Source organism: Halomonas dongshanensis (assembly GCF_024790395.1).
In the GTDB taxonomy this organism is placed as follows: Bacteria; Pseudomonadota; Gammaproteobacteria; order Pseudomonadales; family Halomonadaceae; genus Vreelandella; species Vreelandella dongshanensis.
Window position 1 is genome coordinate 266338 of sequence record NZ_JAJISC010000002.1, and the last position, 24741, is coordinate 291078.

Genomic DNA, 24741 nt, shown 5'->3' on the forward strand with positions numbered 1-24741 from the left:
TGTGATAAGAGACGTTTCTGTATGGTGAAGGGGGCGTGTACTTGCTCGCTCGGGCCTCGGATACCATACGATCGCCCACGAACCGCCGCTTTTACGTTAAAGTGCCGGGATTCAACTATAAAGGAATGGATGGCGGGTATGGCCAGGCAAGCATCAGAAATCGCAACTTTCAAGGTAAATCGGCTTACCCAGCAGGGAAGCCTGGCGGTTCACGTGGCTGACCAATTGGAAACGCTGATTGTGCGGGGAGAGGTGGCTGTTGGTGATAAGCTTCCTACCGAGAACAGTCTATGTGAGTCATTTGGTGTTAGCCGCACGGTTATTCGTGAAGCTATTACGCATCTCAAATCGTTAGGATTGGTGGAAACCCGCCGCGGCGTAGGGACCACGGTACTACGTGCCTCGAAAATTGAGGCGCTACCTGCCGAGCGTATTAACCCTACTACGGTTGAAGATATTCTCCACCTCTTGGAGCTGCGCTTGGCGATCGAGCCGAGTGCGGCGGAGCTGGCAGCACAGCGTTATGATAGCAGTGATCAAATGCGGCTTGAAAGTCAGTTCAATGCATTTACAAGTGCATACGCTGCGCATTCTCAGGCCCGAGAAGAGGACTACCAGTTTCATTTTGCCATTGCTACTGCAACAAAGAATCCTTTCTTCAAATCCTTTTATGAGCAGTGGAGCGAGGGAGTAATACCTCGTGCCAAATTGATTACCAGCGAGATTAATCCGCTCTCGTCACAGCGCTATCTCGAGCGTGTACAGCAGGAGCATGCACGAATACTTTCGGCGATCCTATCGCGCGATAGTAAGGCAGCCTACAACGCTATGCAGCAGCACCTCAGTCGCGCTCGTGACACCTATAGCCAGTACAGGGATCAAACTTAATCTTCTACTGAAAACTATATTTCTAGACTTATTCGGTAATCACTACACTTTGTTTATTAAAGTCTTAATTGTCCAGCCTATAGAAAGGCCTGGTCAACTGTGCTCGTAAAATCGCATGGCTGGCCTAGAAGGCCTTTTCGATAGTCCCAGGTAACGTATAGGGCTGCTGATAACCTTGCGATTCTGCTGATGCGCGACCATAGTTTATATTAGTAAAAATGAATGTAAATGAGCTTTTATATGTCAAGCCCAGAACTAAATTCCCTGTTTTTTCATATAATAAATATTCATTTTTTTCAGTAACTTGCGGTGGTTTTTTTGAGTGTGTCAGTTTGAGATAAAAGCTAAATGAACGAGTAATGTAGTTCCTTGGGCTGGGAATCAAACAAATCCCTTTATTATGATTGAAGTGGTCATTTTTAGCTCGGTTTTTGTTCCTTTTAATCCACTGTTTTTTTTGTAATTTAGAATTTTTAATTCATTTTTTGATTTCTTCGATCATTTTTGTAGGAGTTATGACTTTGGTCTAAAGCGCCTGTTTGGCACTTGCTTCGAATTCACGAATTCTCTAGCTTATGGTTACTGTCTTGTATGATGTAAGACAAGCATGCTTTTTCTCTTTTAGTGGATGATCCTTGCTTATAAGGAGAGATTTAAAAAAGATGGTTTTATTTCTCTGTTTAAAGGCTTTTAGTCTCTGTGTTAAAAGGGAGTGGTAACTCGTAGTTTTACGCCTAAATAATTAATCGATAGTTTTCGATTAACCGATGACTGAAAACGCAACGTCGAACTCAAAGGTGTTAACGATGAAAACAAGAATGACCTTTCGCCATGCCACCATCGCCACCGTCAGCGTATCGCTGCTTGCCGCAGCGGTATCCGCGCAGGCGGCCAACTGGCGGGGCTGGAATATCCATCCGGATGGTTACCCAAATACCGTTGCGCTCGAGGCTTTTGCCGAGGCAGTGGCGGACAGAACAGAAGGGCGTGTTTCTCCGCGTATCTACAATAACGCGGTGCTGGGCGATCAGTCGGATGCCATCGAGCAGACTCGTAACGGTGCGCTCGATTTCGCCAACTTCAACATGGGGCCCATGGGCCCGATCGTTAACAAGACCAACGTCTTCTCACTGCCGTTTTTATTCACCGATATCGATCAAATGCATACGGTGATGGACGGTGAAATAGGCCAGCGTTTCGCCGATGCGCTAGAGGAGAAGGGACTCGTGGTGCTCTCCTGGTTCGATTCTGGAGCACGTAGCATCTACAACACGCGTCGTCCCATCAATACGCCGGAAGACGTTCAGGGTCTGAAGGTTCGGGTCATGAACAACGATCTCTACGTCGAGATGATGGAGGCCCTTGGCGGCAACGCTACCCCCATGGCTTACGGCGAGGTGTATCAAAGCTTGACCACAGGTGTGTTGGATGGCGCAGAAAATAACTTCCCCTCTTTCGAATCCAGCAACCACTACGAAGCGGCGGAGTACTTCTCGCTGACCGAGCACCTGATCATTCCCGAGTGCCTGTGCGTAGCCAAAGCGAGCTGGGAGAAGCTCTCGCCGGAAGATCAGGAGATCGTGCGCGAGGAGGGCATGGCCGCATCGGAAATGCAGCGCGCGCTGTGGGTCGAGAGTTCAGATGAAAGCCGCCAAATCGTGTTGGATCACGGCGTGCAGATCAACGAAGTCGAGGATAAGGCGGCGTTCCAGGCGCTAATGGAGCCGATCTACGAGCGCTTCATCGCCAATAACCCCGGCACCGGTGAGCTCATCGAAGAGATTCGCGCCGTCGAGTAACTCGCTAAAGGACATGCGCTGTGAGCATAGACGTTGAAACATTGACCGAACGAGACGCAGTCCTCAAAAGCGGCCCACTGGGCCGCTTTCTGGATGGGGCGGCCAACCTGTGCATTCTCGTGGCGGGCATCATGCTGGTCTTCGTGATCGCCATTTTCGGCTGGCTGGTCTTCGGACGCTACGTGCTCAACAACACACCTACGTGGGTCGAGCAGGCTTCGCTTGTGTTGATCATCTACATCACCTGCCTGGGCGCCGCCGCTGGGGTCAGGTATCAAAGCCATTTGAACATCGACTTTCTGCGCGAAAGCGCGCCAGGGGCATTGCGTACGCTGATGTTCATCGTTTCGGATCTTTTCATTGTGGTCTTTGGCGGCTTCATGGCGTTTCAAGGGTGGCGTTTAGTAACCACCAACCTTGAGCGTGCCATTCCCATGATCGGCCTATCCGAAAGCTGGCGGGCGGCGCCGCTGGTGATCTGCGGTGTGCTGATTGCGCTGTTTGCCGGGGCTAACATTCTGCAGCGTTTGCAGTCGCGTCATTCTAAGGGGGCCTAAGCCATGGGGCTTGTCATTCTGTTTGGTATCTTCTTTTTAGGTCTCTTGGTCGGGGCGCCGGTTGCCTTCGCCGTGGGCCTGGCGGCGGTAGTGACGTTCTTGTATGAAGGGTTGCCGCTGTTCGTTGCCTTCCAGCGCATCCTCTCGGGTATCTCGGTGTTCTCGCTGCTGGCCATTCCCTTTTTCATCTTCGCCGGTGAATTGATGCTGCACGGCGGTATCTCGACGCGACTGGTGCGCTTGGCCTCGGCCATGGTGGGCAAAATGCGCGGCGGGCTTGGCATGGTCAATGTCAGCTCTTCCATGCTATTTGGCGGTATCTCCGGCTCGGCGGTGGCGGATACCTCAGCGTTGGGATCACTGCTGATTCCGGTAATGAAGGAGAAGGGCTACGACGCCGATTACGCGGTGAATGTCACGGTGACTTCATCGGTGGCGGGTGTGGTCATTCCGCCGAGCCATAACATGATCCTTTACGCCGTGGCAGCGGGGGGCGGGATATCGGTCACCCAGCTTTTCATGGCGGGGATCGTGCCGGGCATTTTGATGTGTTTGAGCTTGGCCGTGGCGGCCTACATCGTGGCGGTCAAGCGTGGCTACAAAGGCGAGGCGTTTCCCGGTTGGCAGGCGCTCTTCGTCAGTTTGGCGGCTTCGCTGCCTGGGCTGATGACGGCAGTGATCATCGTGGGTGGGGTCCTGTCGGGCATTTTGACGGTGACCGAATCCGGTGCTTTTGGGGCCATCTATGCCATCCTCGTGACCGGGCTGGTCTATCGCGAGCTCAAGTGGGCCTCGTTCAAGGCGGCGGTGGTTCAGTCGGTCAAAACTACCTCGCTGGTCATGATCCTAGTGGGCTGTGCCTCGGCATTTTCCTACCTGCTCGCGCTCTATAACGTGCCGGAAATGCTCACCACCGGTTTGATCGCCATCTCCGACAAGCCCGTGGTCATTTTCCTGCTGCTGAATCTGATTCTGCTGGTGCTGGGCATGATCATGGACATGGCAGCCTTGATTCTGATCTGTACGCCCATCTTCCTGCCCGTTGCGATGCAGTTCGGCATGGACCCTATCCAGTTCGGCATCATCATGATGATGAACCTGGGCCTTGGCCTGTGTACGCCGCCGGTGGGCGCCTGCCTGTTCGTTGGCTGCGTGATCGGCAAGATCAAGATCGAGCAAGCCGTACGTACTATTTGGCCGTTTTTCCTGGCGCTGTTCGTTGCCTTGATGCTGGTGACCTACGTGCCGACGATTTCACTCACGCTGCCAAGCCTGTTCCGTTGACGGGAGATCTTCGATGAAAGTAACCGCGGTGAAGACGCATATTCTCGATCACGAGCTGGAAACCGCCTTTGAGAGCGCGTCGATGTCCTTCATCCGCCGCCAGCACTGTTTGGTGGAGGTGATCTGCGACGACGGCACTATCGGCTGGGGAGAGTGCTTGGGGCCCGCCAAGGCGAACGCCGAAGTGGTCAACACCTACGCGCAGTGGCTCCTAGGGCAAGATCCGCTGGAGACTGAAAAGATTTGGCTCGCGCTCTATAACCGTTTACGCGACCAGGGCCAGCGAGGGCTGACCATGACCGCGCTCAGCGGAATCGATATTGCGCTTTGGGACATCAAGGGCAAGCACTTCGGTGTCTCGATTTCCACTCTGCTGGGAGGGCGCTTTCGTGACGCTGTGCGCGCCTACGCCACCGGCTCGTTTCGCCGCGAGGGAGTCGATCGCATAAGCGACGTAGCAGCAGAGGTAGCGCGCTACCGTGAAGAGGGCTTCCACGCCGTCAAGATCAAGATTGGTTTCGACGTGGAGGAGGATCTTCAGGTAATCGAGGCGGTGCGTGAGGCCATCGGACCTGAGCTGCGTTTGATGATCGATGCCAACCACGGCTACGACTACCTGGAGGCCATCGAGGTCGGCAGGCGCGCGGCGGCGTTCGGCGTCGACTGGTTCGAAGAGCCGGTGCTGCCAGAGCAAATTGGCACCTATGAAGCCGTGCGCGTCGGTCAGCCGATCCCCGTGGCCAGCGGCGAGAACTGGCACGGCCGTTACGCCATGCACGAGCCGCTTTCCCGCCGCGCCATCGATATCGTCCAGCCGGATATTTGCGGCGTGGGTGGGTTCAGCGAAATACGCCGGGTAGTCGATATGGCCGCCCTGCACGGCGTGCGCTTAGTCCCCCACGTATGGGGCACGGCGGTGTGTCTCGCGGCAAGCTTGCAATTCATGGCGGCGCTGCCTCCTAACCCACCCCGAGGCAGGCCAATCGAACCCATCATGGAGTTCGATCGCACCGAGAATCCCTTTCGCCAAGCCGTGGTGAAGACACCCCTTGAGCATCACCAGGGTGTCGTCACGATTCCCAACGGGCCGGGGCTCGGTATCGAGATCGACCGTGAGGCGTTGGCTCGCTACTGCATGAAGGAGATATAGGTATGTCGATACCTGCAAATACGCGTCAGCTCGAAGGCCCCCTGCCAAAGCTTGCCGCGCCAAAGGGGGCGACAGACTGCCATATGCATATTTACCTACCGGGATACAGCGCCCAGCCAGGTGGGCCTGATATTAAAGAGCTGGCTACGGTAGAGGATTATAAGATCGTACAACGGCGGCTTTCATTGGATCGGGTCGTCGTGACCCAGTCCAATGCCTATCAATTCGACAATCGGGCTGTACTCGACGCCGTAGCCCAGATGGGGCAGGCGAGCGCCCGAGCGATCGTCGCCGTTCGACCTGATGCCTCGGAAGCCGATATCGAGGAGTTTCATGCCCAAGGTGCGCGTGGTGCTCGCATCATGCAGTTGCCGGGCGGCGCGGTAGGGATAGATCGGCTGGCCGAGGTCGAAGCGCGCATACGAGCGTTTGGCTGGCACTTGATGGTTCAGTTTAACGGTCGCGAAATTAATGACTATCTCACTACGCTCAAGGCCATTCAAACGGATTACATCATCGATCATATCGGCAAGTTCATGCCCCCTGTCTCGGCTGATGACGTGCGCGTCGATCATATTGCTGAGCTTCTGGATCGCGGCAATGCATGGATCAAAATATGCGGTGGCTACGAAACGAGCCTGACGGGCGGGCCGCACTACGAGGATGTGGGCCCGGTCGCGAAAAGGCTGATCGAGCATGCGCCCGAACGTGTCCTCTGGGGGTCGAACTGGCCCCATGTGGGTGTGCCGCGTGAGCACTATCCGGACGATGCCGAGCAGCTTGATGTATTACTGCGGTGGGCCTCGCCCAGCGTTCGGCAAAAAATTCTGGTCGATAACCCGGCCAAACTGTACGGCTTTTAAGCTTGAAAGGGTACAGATAACGACGCATCAACCCTGAGCACTAAAAATACTGTTTTATATAAAAGGAATGTCAAGGAGCCCTCATGTTGAATCGTCTTCTCGTTACCGGCGCGGCCGGTGGCTTAGGCAAGAGCCTGCGACCGCATCTCGCTACATTGGCCAAGCAGGTGCGTCTTTCTGATATTGCACCTTTGGACAGCGCGCAGTCTCACGAAGAGTTGATTCAGGCCGATTTAAGCGACAAACAGGCGGTCGCGGAACTGGTACGCGGCTGTGATGGCATCGTTCACTTAGGGGGGATGTCGGTCGAGAGCCCGTGGGATGCGATTTTGAGTGCGAATATCGCGGGCACCTATAACCTTTACGAAGCCGCACGGCTGAACGGTAAACCGCGCATCGTATTTGCCAGCTCCAACCACGCCATAGGCTTTTATGAACGCCATCAGCGCATCGACAATCAAGTACCCCAGCGGCCAGATTCGCTATATGGCGTCTCGAAGTGCTTCGGTGAGAATCTGGCGAGTCTCTACTACAACAAGTTTGGTGTCGAAACGCTAAGCGTGCGTATTGGCTCATGTTTCGACAAGCCTGCAGATACGCGCATGATGGCGACCTGGCTGAGCTTGAGCGATTTTGTTGCGCTATTGACGCGTGCCTTCGCCACTCCACGTTTAGAGCACACCGTAGTCTACGGTGCCTCAAATAATGCAGAACAGTGGTGGGACAATCGGCACGCTGGTTTTCTTGGCTGGGTACCGCGCGATAGCTCAGAGCCATGGCGCGCAGAAACCGAACACCACGATCGTGAGCTAGACAGTAACGATGCTGCCGTGCGCTACCATGGCGGTAAATTTACATCGATTGGGCATCCCGACGACCGCGAGTAGCGCTTACGTTACTACCTATGCCTGCCACAAATGAAGGAAAGTGAGCATGAGCGAAGACATCACGCTATCTCTCGACGACGCCCAAGCCCTAAGCCTCGATGTTCTCCAGCACAACGGCTTTAGCCGCGCCCATGCCGAGGCTATCACCCGTAGTGTCATGGCGGCGCAGCGCGATGAGTGCCACTCGCACGGCCTGTATCGGTTGATTGGTTGCGTACACACGGCGCTAAACGGCGGGATCGATACGCAGACTGAACCAGAGATCGTCGATAAGGCACCCAGCGTGGTCATCGCCGATGCCCGCCAAGGATGCTCCTTGCTGGCGTTCGAAAAGGGCAGCGCGCTATTGGTCGAAAAAGCTAAGCGCACCGGTATCGCGGCGCTGGGTATCACTCACTGTTTCCACTTCTCTGCGCTGTGGCCCGAAGTGGAGGCGCTATCGAGCCAGGGCGTCGTCGCCATCGCCATGACCCCGACGCATGCTTTCGTGGCACCGGCGGGCGGTCAGCGCCCACTCCTGGGCACCAACCCCATCGCCTTTTCGTGGCCGCGACCGGACGGTACGCCCTATACCTTTGATTTTGCCACCAGTGAGGTCGCCAGAGGCGAGATCGAGCTCCACCGGCGGGCAGGGAAAACGATTCCCGATCACTGGGCCATGGATGCAAACGGCGAGCCGACCACCGACCCAACGGCCGCGTTAGCAGGTGCCATGCGCACGTTCGGGGGCTACAAAGGTTCGGCCCTATCGACCATGATCGAGCTGCTGGCAGGGCCCTTGATCGGCGAAGTCTTGGGTCATGAAACCCAGGCAGCGGGTCCAGAGAGCACTGCCAAACCGTTTCACGGTGAGCTGATCATCGCGCTCTCCCCACACGTTTTCCTGGGCCAGGATTGCGATCATCACCTGCAGCACGCCGAAACCCTGTTCGAGCAGATCTTGGGCCAAGGGGCGCGGCTGCCATCCCAGCGCCGCTACGAGGCGCGGCAACGTAGCCTGTGCGACGGCGTTACGATACCGCAAGCGCTCTATGAGGAGATCAGGCGTTTAGGGTCGCGCTGACGCTCTCGTTTTATTGGGTGACTAGCCGTTCATTTAGTAACTAGCTGCCCGCACGATGGCGCCGCCCAGCGCCGGTCGGCGGTGAAAACGACATCGCAGACCATGGGCGAGTGGTGGGTGCGAATCTCCTGGTCGATGCGCTCGCGTAGCTGGTCCAATTGGGTGACCTCTTGGCCTTCGCTCTGTTCGGGCAGCACCACGTGCACCATGACGTAGAGCATGCGCCCCGGGCGCACCATGCGCACACGAATCTCTTCGGTGGGGGTATCGGCCAGGGCATGGGCGATGGCATCACGCACGGGGGCGGCGATACTGGCGGGTGGCGTCTTGTTCAATAACTCCTGCAAGGCTTGAGTGGCCATCCGCACCGGAACGCCAAGGCAAAGCAGCACGACCGCTATGACCAGAATCGGGTCAATAAAGGGGACGAAGGTCTGCCAGTCGAGCCATTTCAACAGTAAGACGAGGCAAAATGCCGCCAGCACGGCGGCTGAAATGATGCTATTGACCACCCAGTTGAGCTTGTCGGCCTCGATCAAGGGGCTTCTCACATGGCCAAGGCTTTTGTGCATCGTCCAGGCAGTGAACGAGCAGGTCGCCGTGGCAAAGAGCGCGTAAACGATGGCAAGGCCTGCATCGATGTCCCGGCCACCGCTGAGAAGGGCGGCGACTGCGTCCACCAGGGCAAAGATGGAAACACCGAGAATCAACAGCCCCTTGCACAGATTGACCAGCGATTCGAAGTAGGTATACCCAAACGGGTAGGCATCGCTATCGGGTCGGCTCGCCAAGCGGCTGACCTTGATCGTTACCAGTGCAATGGCGAAATAGATTAGGTTAAAAAGCCCATCGAGCAAAATGGCCTGGGAATTGGATAGAAGCGTCGCCGTAATGCCCGCCGCCCCGATCACCAGCGCCATCAAGGCCGATACGACCAGCGCCCCCGATTCCGTTTTCATGCCATGCCCCTGTCGTAACTTAGAGAAAAGTGCGCCAGAGAATAGCAACTTTTGCGCCTCATCGCCGTAGGCGGCGCTACACTCAGGTGCAGGATGATGGCCTTCAGGGAGATAGAAGGAAATGCCGCTCGCCATGGTAAGCCCCCCCGCAGTACCCACGCAGCCCCGGTTTGCGTTACTCAAACCCGAAGACGCGGCCGAACTGCTGGCGTTCGAAGTCGCCGAGCGTGCCTGGTTCGAACGCTATGTGGAAGCACGTGACCCGCGCTTTTACTGTCCTCAAGGGGCGGTAAAACATATTATCGAGTGTTTATCGCTGCACGCGCAAAACCGTATGCTGCCGCTGTTGATTCGCTGTCGCGAAGGTCGCCTGATTGGCCGCGCCAACTTAAAACAGATCGATCAAACACGTGGCACGGCACAAGTGGGCTATCGGCTTGCACGTAACGCCTGTGGGCGAGGCATTGCCCAAAAGGCGCTACGTCATTTGCTCAAGGAGGCTCGCTGCACCTACGGTTTACATCTACTCTCGGCCTACGCCTCGGTGGAGAACCCCGCGTCGCAACGCGTACTCGAAAAAGCTGGGTTCAAAGCCCGCCAAAAGCTACCCGGCCATTCGCTCGTCGCCGGACAGCGGCTCGATTGCTGGGCGTATCAGTGCAAGCTTGGCTGAGTTAGGTCGCGATCCATACTTCATTGCCGTTAAAGCCCACGCGCCAGCTGCGCAGCTTCACGTTCTCATCCTCCAGGCACTGCCCATCTTCTAGGCGAAAGTGCTGTTTGTAGAGCGGGGAGGCGACAACGGGGACGCCTTTGAGACTGCCGACGATGCCGTAGGCCAGGACGTTTGCGTTGGAAAAGGGATCGGCGTGCGCGATGGCGTAGAGCTCGGGCGTGTGTCCCGGCAGATAGAAAAGCGCAACCTGGGCGGCGCCGCTGGGCGCTTCGAGCCAAGCGGCAACGCCGGAAAAGGGCACTAGGTCGGCTTTGGCGCAAAGCCGCTGCCAAGTGGCTACGTTGGCGGGGAGTTCGAGAGCTGTCGTGGTCATGGTAAAACCTCTTGTGGGTTTTGGTGCTACAAGTGTGATGGTGGGGCGCGTTTTAATGGCTGCTCGTCACCGCCGGACGCGGCTGGCCACGCTCGGAGGTCATGATGATCGAGGGGTCCGGACGGGCGTCGTTGACGAAGCTTCTAAAGCGCTTGAGCTTTTCTGGGTCGTCGATGGCGTTGGCCCATTCGCACTGGTAGTGATCCACTACGTGCTGCATCTGGCGCTCTAATTCGGCGCCAAGCCCCAGGCTATCGTCCAGAATCACCTCCTTGAGGTAGTCGAGCCCGCCGTCGAGGTTCTCACGCCACACCGAGGTGCGCTGTAGCCGGTCGGCGGTGCGAATGTAGAACATCAACAAGCGGTCGATGGTGCGGTAGAGCGCTTCATCGTCAAGGTCGGTGGCGAAGAGTTCGGCGTGTCGCGGGCGCATGCCGCCGTTGCCGCAGACGTACAGATTCCAGCCGTTTTCGGTGGCGATCACGCCGATGTCCTTGCTCTGCGCTTCGGCGCACTCGCGGGTGCAGCCAGAAACACCGAACTTGATCTTGTGCGGCGCGCGCAACCCTTTGTAGCGGTGCTCGAGCTTGATCGCCATGCCAACGCTATCCTGCACGCCGTAACGGCACCAAGTGCTGCCCACGCAGGATTTTACCGTTCTCAGTGACTTGCCGTAGGCGTGGCCGGTTTCGAAGCCTGCCGCGATCAGCTCACCCCAGATGGCGGGCAGATCCTCCAGGCGCGCGCCGAACAAATCGATCCGCTGGCCGCCGGTGATCTTGGTGTAAAGCGCGTACTTCTGGGCGACCTGACCCAGCACTACCAGCTTGTCTGGCGTGATTTCACCGCCTGCGATACGCGGCACCACCGAGTAGGTGCCGTTTTTCTGCATGTTGGCCATGAAGGTATCGTTGGTGTCCTGCAGTGGAATGTGCGCGGCATCGGTGATCGGCTCGTTGAAGCAGGAGGCCAGAATCGAGGCCACCGCCGGTTTGCAGATATCGCAGCCAAGCGCATGAGCGCCTTTTGCGCCGTGCTTCTCGATCAGCTCGCTAAAGGTCTTGATACCTTCCACGCGGACGATGTCGTAGAGCTCTTGTCGGGTATGGGCAAAGTGCTCGCAAAGCGATTTGTCGACCTCCACCCCGCGGGCTTCGAGCTCGAAATCCACCACGCTCTTGAGTAGCGTGGCGCAGCCGCCGCAGCCGGTGCTCGCTTTGGTCGTACCCTTGATCGCGGCAAGGTCACTCGCGCCGCCTTCGATAGCGCTGCAGATGCCGCCCTTGGTTACGTTATGGCACGAGCAGATCATGGCCGTGTCCGGCAGGGCGCCAGGGCCGAGCAGGGGGGCATCCGATGTGTTGGGCAGGATCAGCGAGGCGGGCTCCGCTGGCAGTTCGATGCCGTTGGCGTAGTACTGCAAGAGGGTATCGTAGGCGCCGTTGTCGCCGACCAGCATGGCGCCCAGCAGCTTCTTGCCGTCGCTGGACACCACGAGCTTGCGGTAGACCTGTTTGAGCGGGTCGAGGTAGCGAAACATGCGCGCACCGGGGTTTTGGTTACCGTGGGCATCGCCAATGGCGCCCACGTCCACACCCAGCAGTTTCAGCTTGGTGCTCATGTCGGCACCGGTAAAGCGTGTCTCGCCGCCGAGCAGCGTGGCCAGCGCCGCCTTGGCCATTTGATAGCCTGGCGCGACCAGGCCGAAGATGCTCTGGTTCCACAGGGCGACTTCACCGATGGCGAGAATCGCGGGGTCGCTGGTTTGGCAGGCGTCGTCGATGACCACACCGCCGCGCTCACCAATGGCCAGGTCACAGGCGCGGGCGAGTTCGTCGCGTGGGCGAATGCCGGCGGAGAACACGATCAGATCGGTCTCGAGCACCTTGTCGTCTTGGAACACCATGCGCAGACGGCTGCGCTCGCCTGCTTCGATGCGCTGGGTAGCGCGTTCGGTAAGCACCTGCACGCCCAGCGCCTCGATCTTCTCTTTCAACAGCTCCCCGCCCTCGGCGTCTACCTGCATGGGCATCAAGCGCGGAGCGAACTCGACCACGGCGGCGTCCAGATTGAGCCCGCGCAGGGCGTTGGCGGCTTCGAGCCCTAGAAGCCCGCCACCGACCACCACGCCATTGGAGGCGTGTTCGGCAGCGGAGCGAATGGCATCGAGATCGTCTAGGGTGCGATAGACGAGGCAGCCGTCACGCTCGCGGCCCTCGATGGGCGGCACGAACGGATAGGAGCCGGTGGCGAGCACCAGGCGGTCATAGCCGTAGCGACCGCTTGACGTCACTACTTCGCGCGCTTCGCGGTCGATGGCCGTGACGGCCTCGCCGCTTCTGAGCGTTACGCCGTGGCGAACGTAGTAATCGGCATCGCAAAGCGCCAGCGTTTCGGCGTCGCTGCCGTTGAAGTAGTCGGAGAGGTGCACGCGATCATAGGCGCGCTGGCGCTCTTCGCCGAAGACGGTAACGCTAAACTGCTCGAGGGCATCGGCTTCGACGAGTTGCTCGACCAAATGGTGGCCGACCATGCCGTTACCGATGATGATGAGGTTGAGTTTTGTCGCGGGTGTCATGATCAGGCGGCCTCAACGATGGAGGTGGATGGAGTGGGCGAAGAAGAGGTAGACGCAGAGGAGTTAGATGTAGAAGAGTTAGATGCAGAAAGAGCCGACGAGCCGACACTCGCGTCACCCAGTGCGCTGGCATCGGCCTCGCCAAACAAGAGGCCTCGGCGGCAATCGCTTATATCGCTGTGTTCGAGAGCGAGCTTGAAGTACCAAGGCCCCATGCGCGTATCGCCATAGAGCACTGCGCCTTCGATGCGGCCATTGCGAAGCAATAAGCGGCGATAGTCGCCGGTGCCGCCATCGACGTAGCGCAGTATCTCGTGCTCTTCGCTCGCTTCGGTTGGGCCAAAGGCGTAAAGCGTAATGCCGCTGACCTTGAGCCGCGTTGCCGTGGGCGCTTCGTGATAGCGCGCTTCGCCGCGCCCGGCCAGGTGGTCGGCGAGTACCTCGACCTGACGCCAGATGGGCTCGACCAGGCCATAGGTATGGGTGTCGAACTGACAACACTCGCCCAGGGCATGAATCCTCGGGTCGGAGGTGGTCAAGGTGTCGTCGACGACGATGGCGCGCTCGGTGGCAAGCCCTGCGGCCTGACCCAGCTCAGCGTTGGGCGTAATGCCCATGGCGACGATGACCCGCTGACAGGGCAGCCGCTGCCCATCTTCCAGCACCACGGCGGCCACGCGGCCCTCTTCGTTATCGCTCTCGAAGCGGCTTACGCGTGCGTTCATACGCAGTTTTAGCCCACGGGAGTTGAGCTCGTCGGCCAGAAGTTCGGCGGCGGTGGCATCCAGCTGGCGGTTGAGCAAATGAGCACCGCGTTGGAGCACGCTGACCTCGACGCCGCGCTTACGTAGCCCTTCGGCGGCCTCGAGCCCGAGAAGCCCGCCTCCGATGACGATACAAGGGCCCTTGGCGGGGTCGATGGCGGCCAGGCGGGATACGTCCTCCAAGGTACGAAAGCCCTCGATACCAGACAGCGTGCTGCCCGGAACCGGCGGCAGGGCAGGGCGTGAGCCGGTTGCCAGTACCAAGCGGTCGTAGGTGAGGGTGCGCTTGGTGGTAATGACGTGGCGTTGCTTGCGATCTAGGCGTTGAACCTGTTCATCCAGGTACAGCGTGATGCCGTGGTCGGCGTACCACGCCTCGTTTTGTAGCGCCAACCCCACGGGGTCGATTTCGCCAGCCAACAGCGGCGAGAGCAGGATGCGGTTGTAGGCTGGCTGCGCTTCGGCGCCAATAACGGTGATGTGCGCTGGTCGCGTGGGCGCCTCTGCCAGCGCTTGGATAAGCCGGTGCGAGGCCATGCCGTTACCGACGATGACTAGATGGTCGATGGCAAAAGGGGATGCAGATGACATGATCGAGCTCCTCTGCCTGGGCGGCGGTCGTCGTGAAAGTCGTGACCAACAAAAAAGCCCCTGATGAGTGCATAAAGGAGACATTCGCCTTCGTGCACTCATCAGGGGCTTCGTTGCCCGGTCGCCAAGTCCTGCCTGCGGGCAGGAAGAACGACCGTCATTGATCGTTCGCGAAGTACGCCAATACGTACTGGGTGATGAATCTTCGCTAAGTACCAGCAAGTGTGCGGCCAATGTTCGCGCTTAGTAAAATTTAAACAGTAGGATCAGTGGGTTGCTGATGGAAGATAAGGGGGAGGGCAGCGTCTTGTTAGTCAGGAAAGGGTGAGAAAGTGGGCTGTCTGCACAGCCATGGTGCGCAAAGGGATAATTTTGCACCCGAAGTTTTCAAGAGATCCCACTTGTGGCGATGTCAATGACGTTTCTCTTTTTCCCATAGTGATGATTTCAATGACTTTTTATCGGCTAGGTCAGGGTTGGCGTAGCGCTTGCTCTATCTCGGGTAATAAGCAACAAGGCTCATTGCGGCTTATTTGGCACAACAATCCCAATACGCACGACTCGTCAGGCGAACAACAAGGCCAACGCTGACGACGAAGGTGTAAGTAACAAATGTGCCTGCATAAATCGTGAATCCGACACCGGTGCAGGTGTCCCTGAGACAACGGCGTCCAGGCTGGCTTCTTTCGAGGCCCGCTTGGACGCTTTTTGCGTTTTGCGCGGGAGAAAATGCCAATGCAACACGCCGATACGGCCTGCCAGATCAAGACCACCTGCCCCTACTGCGGTGTGGGCTGCGGCGTGATCGCAAGCGTCGAGGGCGAGCGCGTCACCCACGTCGAGGGCGATGGCGAACACCCCGCCAACTTCGGCAGGCTCTGCGTTAAGGGCTCGGCGCTGCACGAAACTTTGGGCGAGCGCGGGCGCTTGACCACCCCGTTGGTCGATGGCCGTCCCACCGACTGGGATACCGCCCTGGATACCCTTACCGCGCGCCTGCAGGTAATTCGCCAGCAGCACGGCAACGCTTCGGTGGCGGCCTATCTCTCCGGGCAGCTGCTTACCGAGGACTATTACGTCGCCAACAAGCTCTTCAAGGGCTTTTTGGGCACCCCACACTTGGACACCAACTCGCGGCTCTGCATGGCTTCGGCCGTGGCCGCCTACAAGCGTTCGCTGGGCGCCGATGCCGTACCCTGCAACTACGAAGATCTCGAAGAGGCCGAACTGGTCGTGCTGGTGGGCAGTAATTTGGCCTGGAATCATCCGGTGCTCTATCAGCGCCTCAAAGTGGCCAAGACGCGCAACCCGCTCATGCGGATCGTGGTGATCGACCCGCGCGTCACCGATAGCTGTGAAATCGCCGATCTTTACCTTGGGCTCAAACCAGGCAGCGACGCGCTACTGTTTAATGGCTTGCTTGCCTGGATGGCGGCCACTCACCGAGTGGATACGCTCTATGTCGAAGCGCATACCGAAGGGTTTGTTGAGGCGCTCGATATGGCCAAGGCGACAGCAGGCGATATCGCGACGGTGGCTCAAGCCTGCGATCTCGACCCTGAACGCCTGGAGACCTTCTACTACTGGTTCGCTAGCCAGCTTCACGTCGTTACGCTCTACTCCCAGGGCATCAATCAGTCCACCAGCGGCACCGACAAGTGTAACGCCATCATCAACTGCCACTTGGCGGGCGGCAAGATCGGCCTGCCTGGGGCGGGGCCGTTCTCCATCACCGGCCAACCCAACGCCATGGGTGGGCGCGAGGTAGGCGGGCTCGCCAATCAGCTGGCTGCGCACATGGACTACCACTTGCCTGGCGCGCTCGATCGCGTGAGCCGTTTTTGGTCGACGCAGACCCTGGCTGCGGTACTGCCCGAAGCGCCGGGCTATAAAGCCATCGAGCTTTTCGACGCCATCGAGCGTGGCGAGATCAAAGCACTTTGGGTAATGGCGACCAACCCCGCCGTCAGCCTACCCGATGCCGCCCGCGTGCGCCGTGCGCTAAATGCCTGCCCGCTGGTGATCGTTTCCGAATGCGTCAGCGACACCGACATGCTGGCGTATGCGGATATCGTGCTGCCTGCGACCGGCTGGTCGGAGAAGGAGGGCACGGTGACCAACTCGGAGCGGCGTATTTCGCGCCAGCGCGGACTTCTTCCGCCCCCCGGTGAGGCGCGCCATGACTGGTGGATCATCTGCGAAGCGGCCAAACGGCTGGGCTTTGGCGAGGCCTTCGGCTACGCCCATCCGTGGGAAATCTTCGATGAGCACGCCCGGCTGTCTGGCTTCGAGAACGAGGGAGAGGGCAAGCGACTATTCGATATTTCCGCGCTGGTGGGGCTCGGGCATGAAGGTTATGAGCGCCTCTCACCGATCCAGTGGCCGGTAACGGCAAACGCTCCCCACGGCACTGCGCGCCTGTTCGAAGAGGGCGTCTTTCCTACGCCCAGCGGCCGGGCGCACCTTCTTCCCGTGACGCCTCGTCCGCCCGAGCAGAAAGTAAGCGATGCCTACCCGCTGCGCTTGAATACCGGGCGCATTCGCGACCAGTGGCACACCATGACACGCACCGGCCGCGCGCCACGATTGATGAACCATCGGCCAGAGCCGTATATCGACGTACACCCCGAGGATGCGGCCACCTATGGTATTAGCGACCAGCAGCTGGCAGTATTGGCGGCCCCGCACGGTCGCTATCGGGGGCGCGTACGAGTAGCTAATGCCCAGCGCCGTGGTGAAGTATTCATTCCCATGCACTGGAGCGACGTGCACAGCCGTGAAGCACGTAGCGGCGCGTTGATCGAGGGCTTGACCGACCCCGTGTCGGGGCAGCCCGAGAGCAAGCAGGGCGCGGTGAGTTTGGCGCCGCTTTCGGTTGCCTGGGAAGCCACGCTGCTCTGCGCCGATGATGTGACACTAAACGAAACGGCTCTGGCGCTCGACTACTGGACGCGCATCCCGATGCAGGGTTGCCAGCGCTGGCAGCTTGCCGACGCCCGCCCCGTGCATGACTGGCTGGCGCAGACGAGCGCCTGGCAGCTCGCGCCCGCCACGCTGTGGTGCGAGGATGCTGGCGAAGGCCGCTTTCGCGCTGCGGGTATCGTCGATGGGCGCCTGCGCTGGTGGCTGATGATCGCGCCGCCGCGTGAGCTGCCCGGCCTTGCCTGGCTAGAAGCGCGCTTCAATGCGCCAACGCTGGATGACGCCTCGCGCCGCCGCCTGCTCGCTGGCTGCGAAGATGGTGCGGCAGATACGGGCCCGGTGGTGTGCAGCTGCCACCAAGTGGGCCAAGCCGCCATCGTACGTGCCATTCGCGCTGGCGATACCAGCGTCGAAGCGTTGGGCGCGCGGCTAGCTTGTGGAACCCAATGCGGCAGTTGTTTGCCTGAACTTAAGACCCTGATAGAAGAGGAGCGCCGCCATGCGCACGCTGAGCAAGCGTCTAGCCCTGAAATGGCCTGAAGCCGTCCTACGCGTTGCCCAAGGCGTAGCCGCGTTTCCGCGTGCGCTGATCGGCGCCCGTGCGCCGGTATCGCCCACGCTCAAACTCGAAGGCAGCTGCCGTGAGGGTGAGGTGTATCTCGTAGGCGCGGGCAGCGGCGACATGGAGCTTTTGACCCTCAAGGCGGCGCGCCTATTGATGCAGGCCGACGCCGTGGTCTATGACCGCTTGGTGGGGGACGACGTACTCGGGCTGATTCCGCTCAGCGCCGAACGTTACTACGTCGGCAAAGCCAGCGGGCACCACAGCATGCCCCAGGCCGATATCGGCGCGTTGATGGTCAAGCTCGCCCGCGAGGGTAAGTCGGTCGTGCGTTTGAAAGGCGGTGACCCCGGCGTCTTCGCGCGGATGGGAGAGGAGCTCGCGGCGCTGGCCGAGGCCAACGTAGTGGCGCATATCGTGCCCGGCATTACTGCTGCTTCGGCGGCGGCGGCTACCATGGGTATTCCGCTTACCGACCGTGGTCACGCGCAACAGCTGCGCTTCATCACCGCCCAGCTCTGCCGCGAAGGCGGCACCCCCGATTGGCAGGCGCTAGCGCGGCGCGACGAGACGCTGGTGTTCTATATGGGCCTCTCCAAGGTAGCGGCGATCTGCCATGGCTTGCGTGAGGCGGGTCTGCCCGATGACTGGCCGATCATGCTCGTCGCCAACGCGAGCCTACCGAATCAGCAGGCGCTGATCGGTACGCTGAGTGACATGCCCGCGCGCCTTGAGGCCAGCCCCTTACCGTCGCCCTGCGTCATCATCGTGGGCAGCGTGGTCAGCTGTGTGGCCCAGAGCCCGGCCAATGCGCTCGCCCTAGCGAGCCTCGTCGAAGCGGTCGACCCGGCGTAGCGTCGGGAACAGCCGCATCCATACGCCTACCACCGCCAGCGTGCCCACGCCGCCAATCACGGCGGCGGGCACCACGCCGACGCCTGCCGCCATGCCCCCAGCGCGAAACTCGCCAAGCTCATTGCTCGAACCGATAAAGAGCATGTTGACTGCGTTCACCCGCCCGCGCATCGCATCGGGCGTGGCCAGCTGAATCAGCGTTGTACGCACGTAAACGCTGATCATATCGGCCGCCCCGGCCACCAGCATGGCCACCATCGATACCCAGAACAGCGTCGACAAAGCGAACACCAAATTGGCAATGCCGAAGACGGCCACGGCGGCGAACATCACGTGCCCAGCCCGACGTTTAATGCCCCACACGCCAAGATAAAGCCCCATCATGAGGGCGCCGACGGCAATCGCGCTGCGCAGCGCCCCCAGCCCTTCCGGCCCCACCTGCAGTACTTCCTGAGCGTAGATCGGTAGCAGCGCGACCACCCCGCCCAGCAACACGGCAAACAGATCCAGCGAGATCGCCCCCAGGATGATCGGCTGATGACGAATGTAGCGAATACCGGCCGAGAAGCGCTGCCACGCCGTGCCTTCGAGCACGCTCTTTTCGGCCCGGCGCACCGGTACCAACAGCAGCAGTAACAGGGCGCCAACGAAACAGCCTAGGCACACGGCGTAAGCCAAGCGCCCGCCGCCCACGCCATAGAGCACACCGCCCAGCAGCGGCCCCCCGATGACCGCGACCTTCATGATCGCGCTGTTGATGGCAATCGCCTGGGCCAGTTGAGCACGTGGCACGATATTGGGTAGCAGGCTCTGCAGGGTAGGGCCGGTAAAGGCACGCGCGCAGCCAAATAGCGCCAGTACCAGATAGAACTCCACGACGCTTTCGTGCCGAGCCGTGGCAAGCGCTAATAGCAGCGCGCTACATATTCCCTGTACGGACCAGCTCAGTTGCAAGATACGCTTACGCGAAAAACGGTCGACCACGTCCCCAGCAGGCAGGAGCAGCAAGAACATGGGTAAGAACTGGGCAAGCCCCACGTAGGCGAGCGACATCGGATCACGGGTGATGTCGTAGACCTGCCAGGCAACGACGATCGCCTGAATCTGCATGGCAAAGACGGCCGCCAAGCGCGAGAGTAGAAAACTCAAAAATCCTGGCTGACGGTGAATAGGCGTCAAGGGTGGCTCGGCGGGGGAAAAATGGACGGCGTCATCGGACATGTCACGGGCGGTCTTTTTGGCTGGGGAGAAGGTGTATTTCGGGCCAACGATTCTACCGCTTCGATACTGGCTACGTCTTGCTGGAACTCGAGCGCCGCGCTAACGTCATAGCCGGGCACGTTCAAGAACGTACCACCATATCCAACTCAAGAGAGATGCCATGAAACGACGTAATATCAAGGACAACGCCCTCAAAGCGCAGCTGCGCACGCCGATGTTCAAGCTTCAGCAGCAAACGCCCAAGAAAGGAAAGGGCAGCTACTCCCGCAAAGGGCGCACCGCCCCGCGGGGGTATCGCCAAGCCGCTTGAGAAGGCGCTTTGGCGATGCTCCCTCTATATGACGCCACTCCACTGGCTCGCTTTGTTTCTTAATATGTCGCAAAACCCCGATACCGGCTCGCCATGATAGGTGCCCTTGCGTGTCAATAAACCAAAGGGGGTAAGCGAACGCCCCAACTCGAGCGGTAGTTTGTCGATCAGCCCTGTGTTCAAGTGATCGTTCAGTACGGTTTCGGCCATGACCAACAACGCATCGCTTTTTTGAACCAACTGGAGGGCAGCGAAAATCGAGCCGCATTCGATAATGTCTCGCGGTGATACCATGCCGGCCAACTCGAACTCTTTCTCCAGCGTTTGGCGGGCGGGGGTAGTCATCGGCTGGAGTATCCAGGGCCAAGCATCGAGCAGTACCTCTAAATGGGGGAGTTCACCATGCAAAAGAGGGTGGTTCCTGCGCACTACGGTAACCATCTTTTCATTGCCAAGGGGTTCGAAATCGAATTGATTATGCTGAATCGATGTCGCATAACGAGCGATGGCGATATCCACTTTTCCCTGTTCGAGCAGTTCGACTAACTGATCGCTGGTTTCACCCATTAAGCGAATTTGTAACAGCGGGCGCTGTCGTTTCATTTCGATGATGGATTGAGCGACTAAATCAGGGGCTGCGCCCATGATGGCGCCTACCGTTAGCTGCCCCCTCCCCCCTAACTGATAGCGATGGATCTCTTCGGCGCAGCGATCGAGCCGAATCAGGGCATTGTCGGCGAATTCGATAAGTACCTCACCCAAGGTAGTAGGCTGCATGCCGCGTGGCGTTCGTTCGAAGAGCTGGCAATGAAAGATGCGCTCGATTTCGCCTAGCATTCTCGTTGCGGCAGGCTGTGACATGTGCATGGCTTCCGCTGCTTTATGCAAGTTACGCCGTCGCCCTAAAGTTGAAAGCATGAGCAAATGTTTATAGCGCAGTCGTGCAGCCAATGCCTGAAGGTTATCCATCGCCTACTCGTATGTGAAATATCTGCGGCCATTATGTCAGTGCTGACGCGCTTGGCCGTGCGACATTAGTCTAGCTTGCTCAATTTCCTTGCATATACGCCTGACGTTCTAGCCCCCTTGCCATGAGGGTTTGTGTCATCCGATAACCAATAGGTATCAGGTAGTGAATGGATAATCATTAGTCATCGCGTGCTTCTTTTTTATAGAACTCTTCTTACGACAGCGGTTAAAACGTAAGGAAATAGTATGCAAGCGATAACCATCAAGCAGGTGCGTGCCTATACCGTTCGCGGCGGTGGTGCGGATTATCATGATCAAGCGGATGGGCACTGGATCGATTCGCAAATCGCCACACCGATGAGCAAGTATCCGGAATACCGTATGACGCGCAGTAGTTTCGGCCTCAATGTCTTGGGGACGCTGGTGGTCGAAGTCGAGGCCAGCGATGGCACGGTCGGATTCGCCGTGACGACTGGCGGCGAAATCGGTGCCTGGATCGTCGAAAAGCACTTAGCGCGCTTTATCGAAGGCAAGCAGGTAGGCGAGATCGAGAAGATCTGGGACCAGATGTTCAATGCCACGCTCTACTACGGTCGCAAAGGCGTGGTGATCAATACGATCTCCTGCGTGGATCTAGCGCTGTGGGATCTTTTGGGCAAGGTCCGCCAACTGCCTGTGCACCAGCTGCTGGGCGGTCCGGTGCGTGACGAACTGGTCTTCTATGCGACCGGGGCCCGCCCCGATCTGGCCAAGGAGATGGGGTTCATCGGCGGTAAGATGCCGCTGGTTCACGGTCCTGCCGAAGGTGAAGAAGGTCTCAAGAAGAACCTTGAGCATCTGGCCAAAATGCGTAGCGCCGTGGGCGATGACTTCTGGTTGATGTACGACTGCTGGATGAGCCTGGATCTCAACTATGCTACGCGGTTGGCCCAAGGCGCCAAGGCGTATGACCTCAAATGGATCGAGGAGGCCTTGCCGCCCGATGACTACTGGGGCTATGCGCAGCTCAAGCGCGATGTTCCCAAGGGCATGCTCGTGAATACCGGCGAGCACGAAGCGACCCGTTGGGGGTTTCGCATGCTGCTCGAAATGGAGTGCTGCGACATCATTCAGCCCGATGTGGGCTGGTGCGGAGGTATTACCGAGCTGATCAAGATTTCAGCGCTTGCCGATGCCCATAACAAGCTCGTCGTACCGCATGGTTCTTCGGTCTACAGCTACCATTTCGTGATCACCCGCCATAACAGTCCGTTCGCCGAGTTCTTGATGATGGCGCCCAAGGCTGACGAAGTCGTTCCCATGTTCAACCCGCTATTGCTGGATGAGCCGGTACCCGAGAACGGTCGCATGTCCGCCTCCAAGCTGGATAAACCGGGCTTTGGGGTGCGCTTGAACCCCGATTGTGAGTTGGCACGTCCCTACACTCATTAAACGAATTTGAGGAGTTATCTATGCCTATCAAGGCGCTGCGTATGACGCTCCACCCGGGGCAGGAAGAGGAGTACCAGCGCCGGCATGATGAGCTGTGGCCAGAGCTTGCAACGGCGCTGACCGATGCCGGTATCGAAGAGTATCGCATTTTCCTCGACCCTCGAAGCCTGCATTTATTCGCCATCATGTACCTGAGTGAGGAGCATACCGTGGATCAGCTTTCGGCCTTGCCCGTCATGCAGCGCTGGTGGACATATATGGCCGATATCATGGATTCCGCCGCCGATAATTCGCCGGTCAGCATTCCTCTAGAGGAAGTCTTCTCTTTCTTGCCGGGAGAGCCCACGTGCAAGTAGTCGATCCGCATCTTCATTTTTGGGCGCTTGATCAGGGCAATCAGCCTTGGCTCGAGAATCCCACGCCGAACCTGCTGGGAGATTATACCCCCATGGCGCGTGACTTCGGGCCGGATGAGTTACTCGATCAGCTCGATGACATCGAACTGGTGGGGCTGGTTCACGTGGAAGCGGATGCCGATGACCCTGTGGCAGAGACGCGGTGGTTGACTCGCACGCTTGCCGCGTACCCGTCGTTGAACGCGGCAATGGTGGTGAGGGTGGATCTATCGCAGCCGGAGGCACCGGCCAGGCTCGAAGCGCAGTGCGCGCTCTCCGGTGCTGTACGCGGGGTGCGCCAGATTCTCAATGTGCACCAGAACCCGCTTTACGACTATGTCGGGCGCCATTACATGAAAGAGGCGCTTTGGCAGCAGAATCTGGCGCGGCTAGCGCCGCTGAAGCTCTCGTTCGATCTTCAGATATATCCTTCGCAAATGACTCAGGCCGCCGCTATTGCCGCGCGCCACCCCGATATTCAGTTCGTGCTCAATCACGCAGGAATGTACGTGGACCGTCAAGGCGTGCGCGGCTGGTGTGAGTGGCGTGACGGTATGCGGACGCTGGCTTGCCAACCCAACATTGTGACCAAGCTGAGTGGCTTTGGCATGCTCGACCATCAGTGGAGCCTTGGCAGCATTCGTCCGCTGATTCTAGAGGCGATAGATGCGTTTGGCGTAGAACGCTGCCTGTTCGCTTCCAATTATCCTGTTGATGGACTTTATGCACGGTATGCAGATATCTGGCATGCCTATGCGCAGATCATCGCCGATGCAAGCCACACCGAGCAGCAAGCGCTCTTCGTAAGCAATGCTCGGCGCATATACCGTATTTAAATCTGATCCATCCATCTCAAGGGGGATTTACATGTTACTGGCAGACAAGAGCGTCATCATTACCGGGGCCTCTCGTGGTATCGGTCGTGCTGCCGCTATCGAGTGCGCGCGACAGGGCGCCAATGTCGTCATCGGTTACAGCGGTAGCCCTTCCAGCCGCGCTGCGGTAGACGAACTGATCCAGGAGATCGAAGCGCTTGGTCGCCGTGCCGTCGCGGTTGGGGCGCCTGCAGAAGATCCGGATACCGGGCAGCTACTGGTCGATGCGGCCGTCGAGCAGTTTGGCGGTGTCGATGTCTTCGTCAATAACGCGGGTATCTGTCCTTTCCATAGTTTCCTGGATATGCCCCGCCAGACCTATCTCGACACGGTGAACACGAACCTCAATGGTGCCTTTTTTGCAGTTCAGGCAGCGGCCAACCAGATGAAACGTCAAGGGCGTGGTGGCGCGATCATTGCGGTAAGTTCGATCAGCGCGCTCGTGGGGGGCGGTATGCAGACGCACTACACGCCTACCAAGGCGGGGCTATTGTCGTTGATGCAGTCCTGTGCCGTTGCTCTGGGACCATATGGCATCCGCTGCAATGCGCTTCTTCCTGGCACCATCGAAACCGATATCAACAAGGAAGACCTTGCCGACCAGAAAAAACGCGATTACATGGCCGGGCGTACGCCTCTTGGCCGCCTAGGGCGCCCAGAGGATTTGGCTGGACCGCTGGTCTTTTTGGCCTCCGATATGGCGCAGTACGTCACCGGTGCATCGCTGCTAGTGGATGGCGGCATGTACGTCAATTTGCAGTGATTACTC

Annotated in this window: 22 protein-coding genes; 16 read left to right on the forward strand and 6 right to left on the reverse strand. The window is 58.6% G+C overall.

What is annotated here, in order from left to right:
• The first annotated feature begins 138 nt into the window (after positions 1 to 138).
• From LLY24_RS04715 to LLY24_RS04750, 8 genes are all read left to right on the forward strand, one after another.
• Positions 139 to 888 (forward strand): FadR/GntR family transcriptional regulator, encoded by a 750-nt coding sequence (locus LLY24_RS04715; RefSeq protein WP_259035128.1) that lies wholly within the window; start codon positions 139 to 141, stop codon positions 886 to 888.
• Between the two features lie 806 nt (positions 889 to 1694).
• Positions 1695 to 2687, forward strand: coding sequence for a TRAP transporter substrate-binding protein (locus LLY24_RS04720; RefSeq protein ID WP_259035129.1), 993 nt, complete (start codon positions 1695 to 1697; stop codon positions 2685 to 2687).
• A gap of 20 nt (positions 2688 to 2707) precedes the next feature.
• The gene (locus tag LLY24_RS04725) at positions 2708 to 3244 is read left to right on the forward strand and encodes a TRAP transporter small permease (protein ID WP_259035130.1); all 537 of its coding nucleotides are present in this window, start codon (positions 2708 to 2710) and stop codon (positions 3242 to 3244) included.
• Between the two features lie 3 nt (positions 3245 to 3247).
• Positions 3248 to 4528 (forward strand): TRAP transporter large permease, encoded by a 1281-nt coding sequence (locus LLY24_RS04730; protein ID WP_259035131.1) that lies wholly within the window; start codon positions 3248 to 3250, stop codon positions 4526 to 4528.
• Positions 4529 to 4541: 13 nt separating this feature from the next.
• Positions 4542 to 5678, forward strand: a complete 1137-nt coding sequence (locus LLY24_RS04735) for a mandelate racemase/muconate lactonizing enzyme family protein (protein ID WP_259035132.1) — start codon at positions 4542 to 4544, stop codon at positions 5676 to 5678.
• Between the two features lie 2 nt (positions 5679 to 5680).
• Positions 5681 to 6541, forward strand: a complete 861-nt coding sequence (locus LLY24_RS04740; protein WP_259035133.1) for an amidohydrolase family protein — start codon at positions 5681 to 5683, stop codon at positions 6539 to 6541.
• An 83-nt stretch (positions 6542 to 6624) separates the two neighbouring features.
• Positions 6625 to 7428 (forward strand): NAD-dependent epimerase/dehydratase family protein, encoded by an 804-nt coding sequence (locus tag LLY24_RS04745; protein WP_259035134.1) that lies wholly within the window; start codon positions 6625 to 6627, stop codon positions 7426 to 7428.
• 46 nt (positions 7429 to 7474) lie between these two features.
• Positions 7475 to 8491 carry an Ldh family oxidoreductase gene (locus LLY24_RS04750; RefSeq protein WP_259035135.1) on the forward strand — a complete coding sequence of 339 codons (1017 nt, stop codon included), beginning with the start codon at positions 7475 to 7477 and terminating at the stop codon, positions 8489 to 8491.
• A 29-nt stretch (positions 8492 to 8520) separates the two neighbouring features.
• Here the strand turns inward: LLY24_RS04750 and LLY24_RS04755 are convergent, their stop codons facing one another.
• Positions 8521 to 9450, reverse strand: coding sequence for a cation diffusion facilitator family transporter (locus LLY24_RS04755; RefSeq protein WP_259035136.1), 930 nt, complete (start codon positions 9448 to 9450; stop codon positions 8521 to 8523).
• Positions 9451 to 9583: 133 nt separating this feature from the next.
• Here LLY24_RS04755 and LLY24_RS04760 point away from each other — a divergent pair, with 133 nt between their 5' ends.
• Positions 9584 to 10123 (forward strand): GNAT family N-acetyltransferase, encoded by a 540-nt coding sequence (locus tag LLY24_RS04760; protein WP_259035137.1) that lies wholly within the window; start codon positions 9584 to 9586, stop codon positions 10121 to 10123.
• A 1-nt stretch (position 10124) separates the two neighbouring features.
• Here LLY24_RS04760 and nirD read toward each other — a convergent pair whose 3' ends face one another.
• From nirD to LLY24_RS04775, 3 genes are read right to left on the reverse strand one after another with little or no spacing between them, the layout of a single operon-like run.
• A complete protein-coding gene (nirD, locus tag LLY24_RS04765; RefSeq protein ID WP_259035138.1) occupies positions 10125 to 10499 on the reverse strand; it encodes a nitrite reductase small subunit NirD in 375 nt (124 codons plus the stop codon).
• Positions 10500 to 10551: 52 nt separating this feature from the next.
• Positions 10552 to 13077, reverse strand: a complete 2526-nt coding sequence (nirB, locus tag LLY24_RS04770) for a nitrite reductase large subunit NirB (protein ID WP_259035139.1) — start codon at positions 13075 to 13077, stop codon at positions 10552 to 10554.
• Positions 13078 to 13079: 2 nt separating this feature from the next.
• On the reverse strand, positions 13080 to 14432 hold the full coding sequence (locus LLY24_RS04775; RefSeq protein ID WP_259035140.1) for an NAD(P)/FAD-dependent oxidoreductase: 1353 nt from the start codon (positions 14430 to 14432) through the stop codon (positions 13080 to 13082).
• Between the two features lie 735 nt (positions 14433 to 15167).
• Between LLY24_RS04775 and LLY24_RS04780 the strand changes: the two genes are divergently transcribed.
• Together LLY24_RS04780 and cobA are read left to right on the forward strand one after the other, a co-directional pair.
• Positions 15168 to 17894, forward strand: a complete 2727-nt coding sequence (locus tag LLY24_RS04780; RefSeq protein WP_259035141.1) for a nitrate reductase — start codon at positions 15168 to 15170, stop codon at positions 17892 to 17894.
• Positions 17854 to 18771, forward strand: coding sequence for a uroporphyrinogen-III C-methyltransferase (gene cobA, locus LLY24_RS04785; protein WP_259035142.1), 918 nt, complete (start codon positions 17854 to 17856; stop codon positions 18769 to 18771). Before LLY24_RS04780 ends, cobA begins: the two co-directional genes overlap by 41 nt.
• On the opposite strand, the gene LLY24_RS04790 is transcribed toward cobA, so the two are convergent.
• Positions 18736 to 19992, reverse strand: coding sequence for an MFS transporter (locus LLY24_RS04790; RefSeq protein WP_259035143.1), 1257 nt, complete (start codon positions 19990 to 19992; stop codon positions 18736 to 18738). The genes cobA and LLY24_RS04790 overlap by 36 nt on opposite strands.
• Before the next feature lie 160 nt (positions 19993 to 20152).
• Between LLY24_RS04790 and arfA the strand changes: the two genes are divergently transcribed.
• Positions 20153 to 20302 (forward strand): ribosome alternative rescue factor ArfA, encoded by a 150-nt coding sequence (arfA, locus tag LLY24_RS04795; RefSeq protein ID WP_259035144.1) that lies wholly within the window; start codon positions 20153 to 20155, stop codon positions 20300 to 20302.
• A 24-nt stretch (positions 20303 to 20326) separates the two neighbouring features.
• Here arfA and LLY24_RS04800 read toward each other — a convergent pair whose 3' ends face one another.
• Positions 20327 to 21271 carry a LysR family transcriptional regulator gene (locus LLY24_RS04800; protein ID WP_259035145.1) on the reverse strand — a complete coding sequence of 315 codons (945 nt, stop codon included), beginning with the start codon at positions 21269 to 21271 and terminating at the stop codon, positions 20327 to 20329.
• Between the two features lie 246 nt (positions 21272 to 21517).
• Here LLY24_RS04800 and rhmD point away from each other — a divergent pair, with 246 nt between their 5' ends.
• From rhmD to lra1, 4 genes are read left to right on the forward strand one after another with little or no spacing between them, the layout of a single operon-like run.
• Complete coding sequence (rhmD, locus tag LLY24_RS04805) at positions 21518 to 22702, forward strand: L-rhamnonate dehydratase (protein WP_259035146.1); 1185 nt, start codon at positions 21518 to 21520, stop codon at positions 22700 to 22702.
• A 20-nt stretch (positions 22703 to 22722) separates the two neighbouring features.
• Positions 22723 to 23058 (forward strand): L-rhamnose mutarotase, encoded by a 336-nt coding sequence (gene rhaM / locus LLY24_RS04810; RefSeq protein WP_259035147.1) that lies wholly within the window; start codon positions 22723 to 22725, stop codon positions 23056 to 23058.
• Complete coding sequence (locus tag LLY24_RS04815; RefSeq protein ID WP_259035148.1) at positions 23049 to 23933, forward strand: amidohydrolase family protein; 885 nt, start codon at positions 23049 to 23051, stop codon at positions 23931 to 23933. Before rhaM ends, LLY24_RS04815 begins: the two co-directional genes overlap by 10 nt.
• A gap of 31 nt (positions 23934 to 23964) precedes the next feature.
• Entirely contained in the window at positions 23965 to 24735 is a 771-nt protein-coding gene (gene lra1 / locus LLY24_RS04820; RefSeq protein WP_259035149.1) for an L-rhamnose 1-dehydrogenase Lra1, read from the forward strand.
• Positions 24736 to 24741 lie beyond the last annotated feature (6 nt).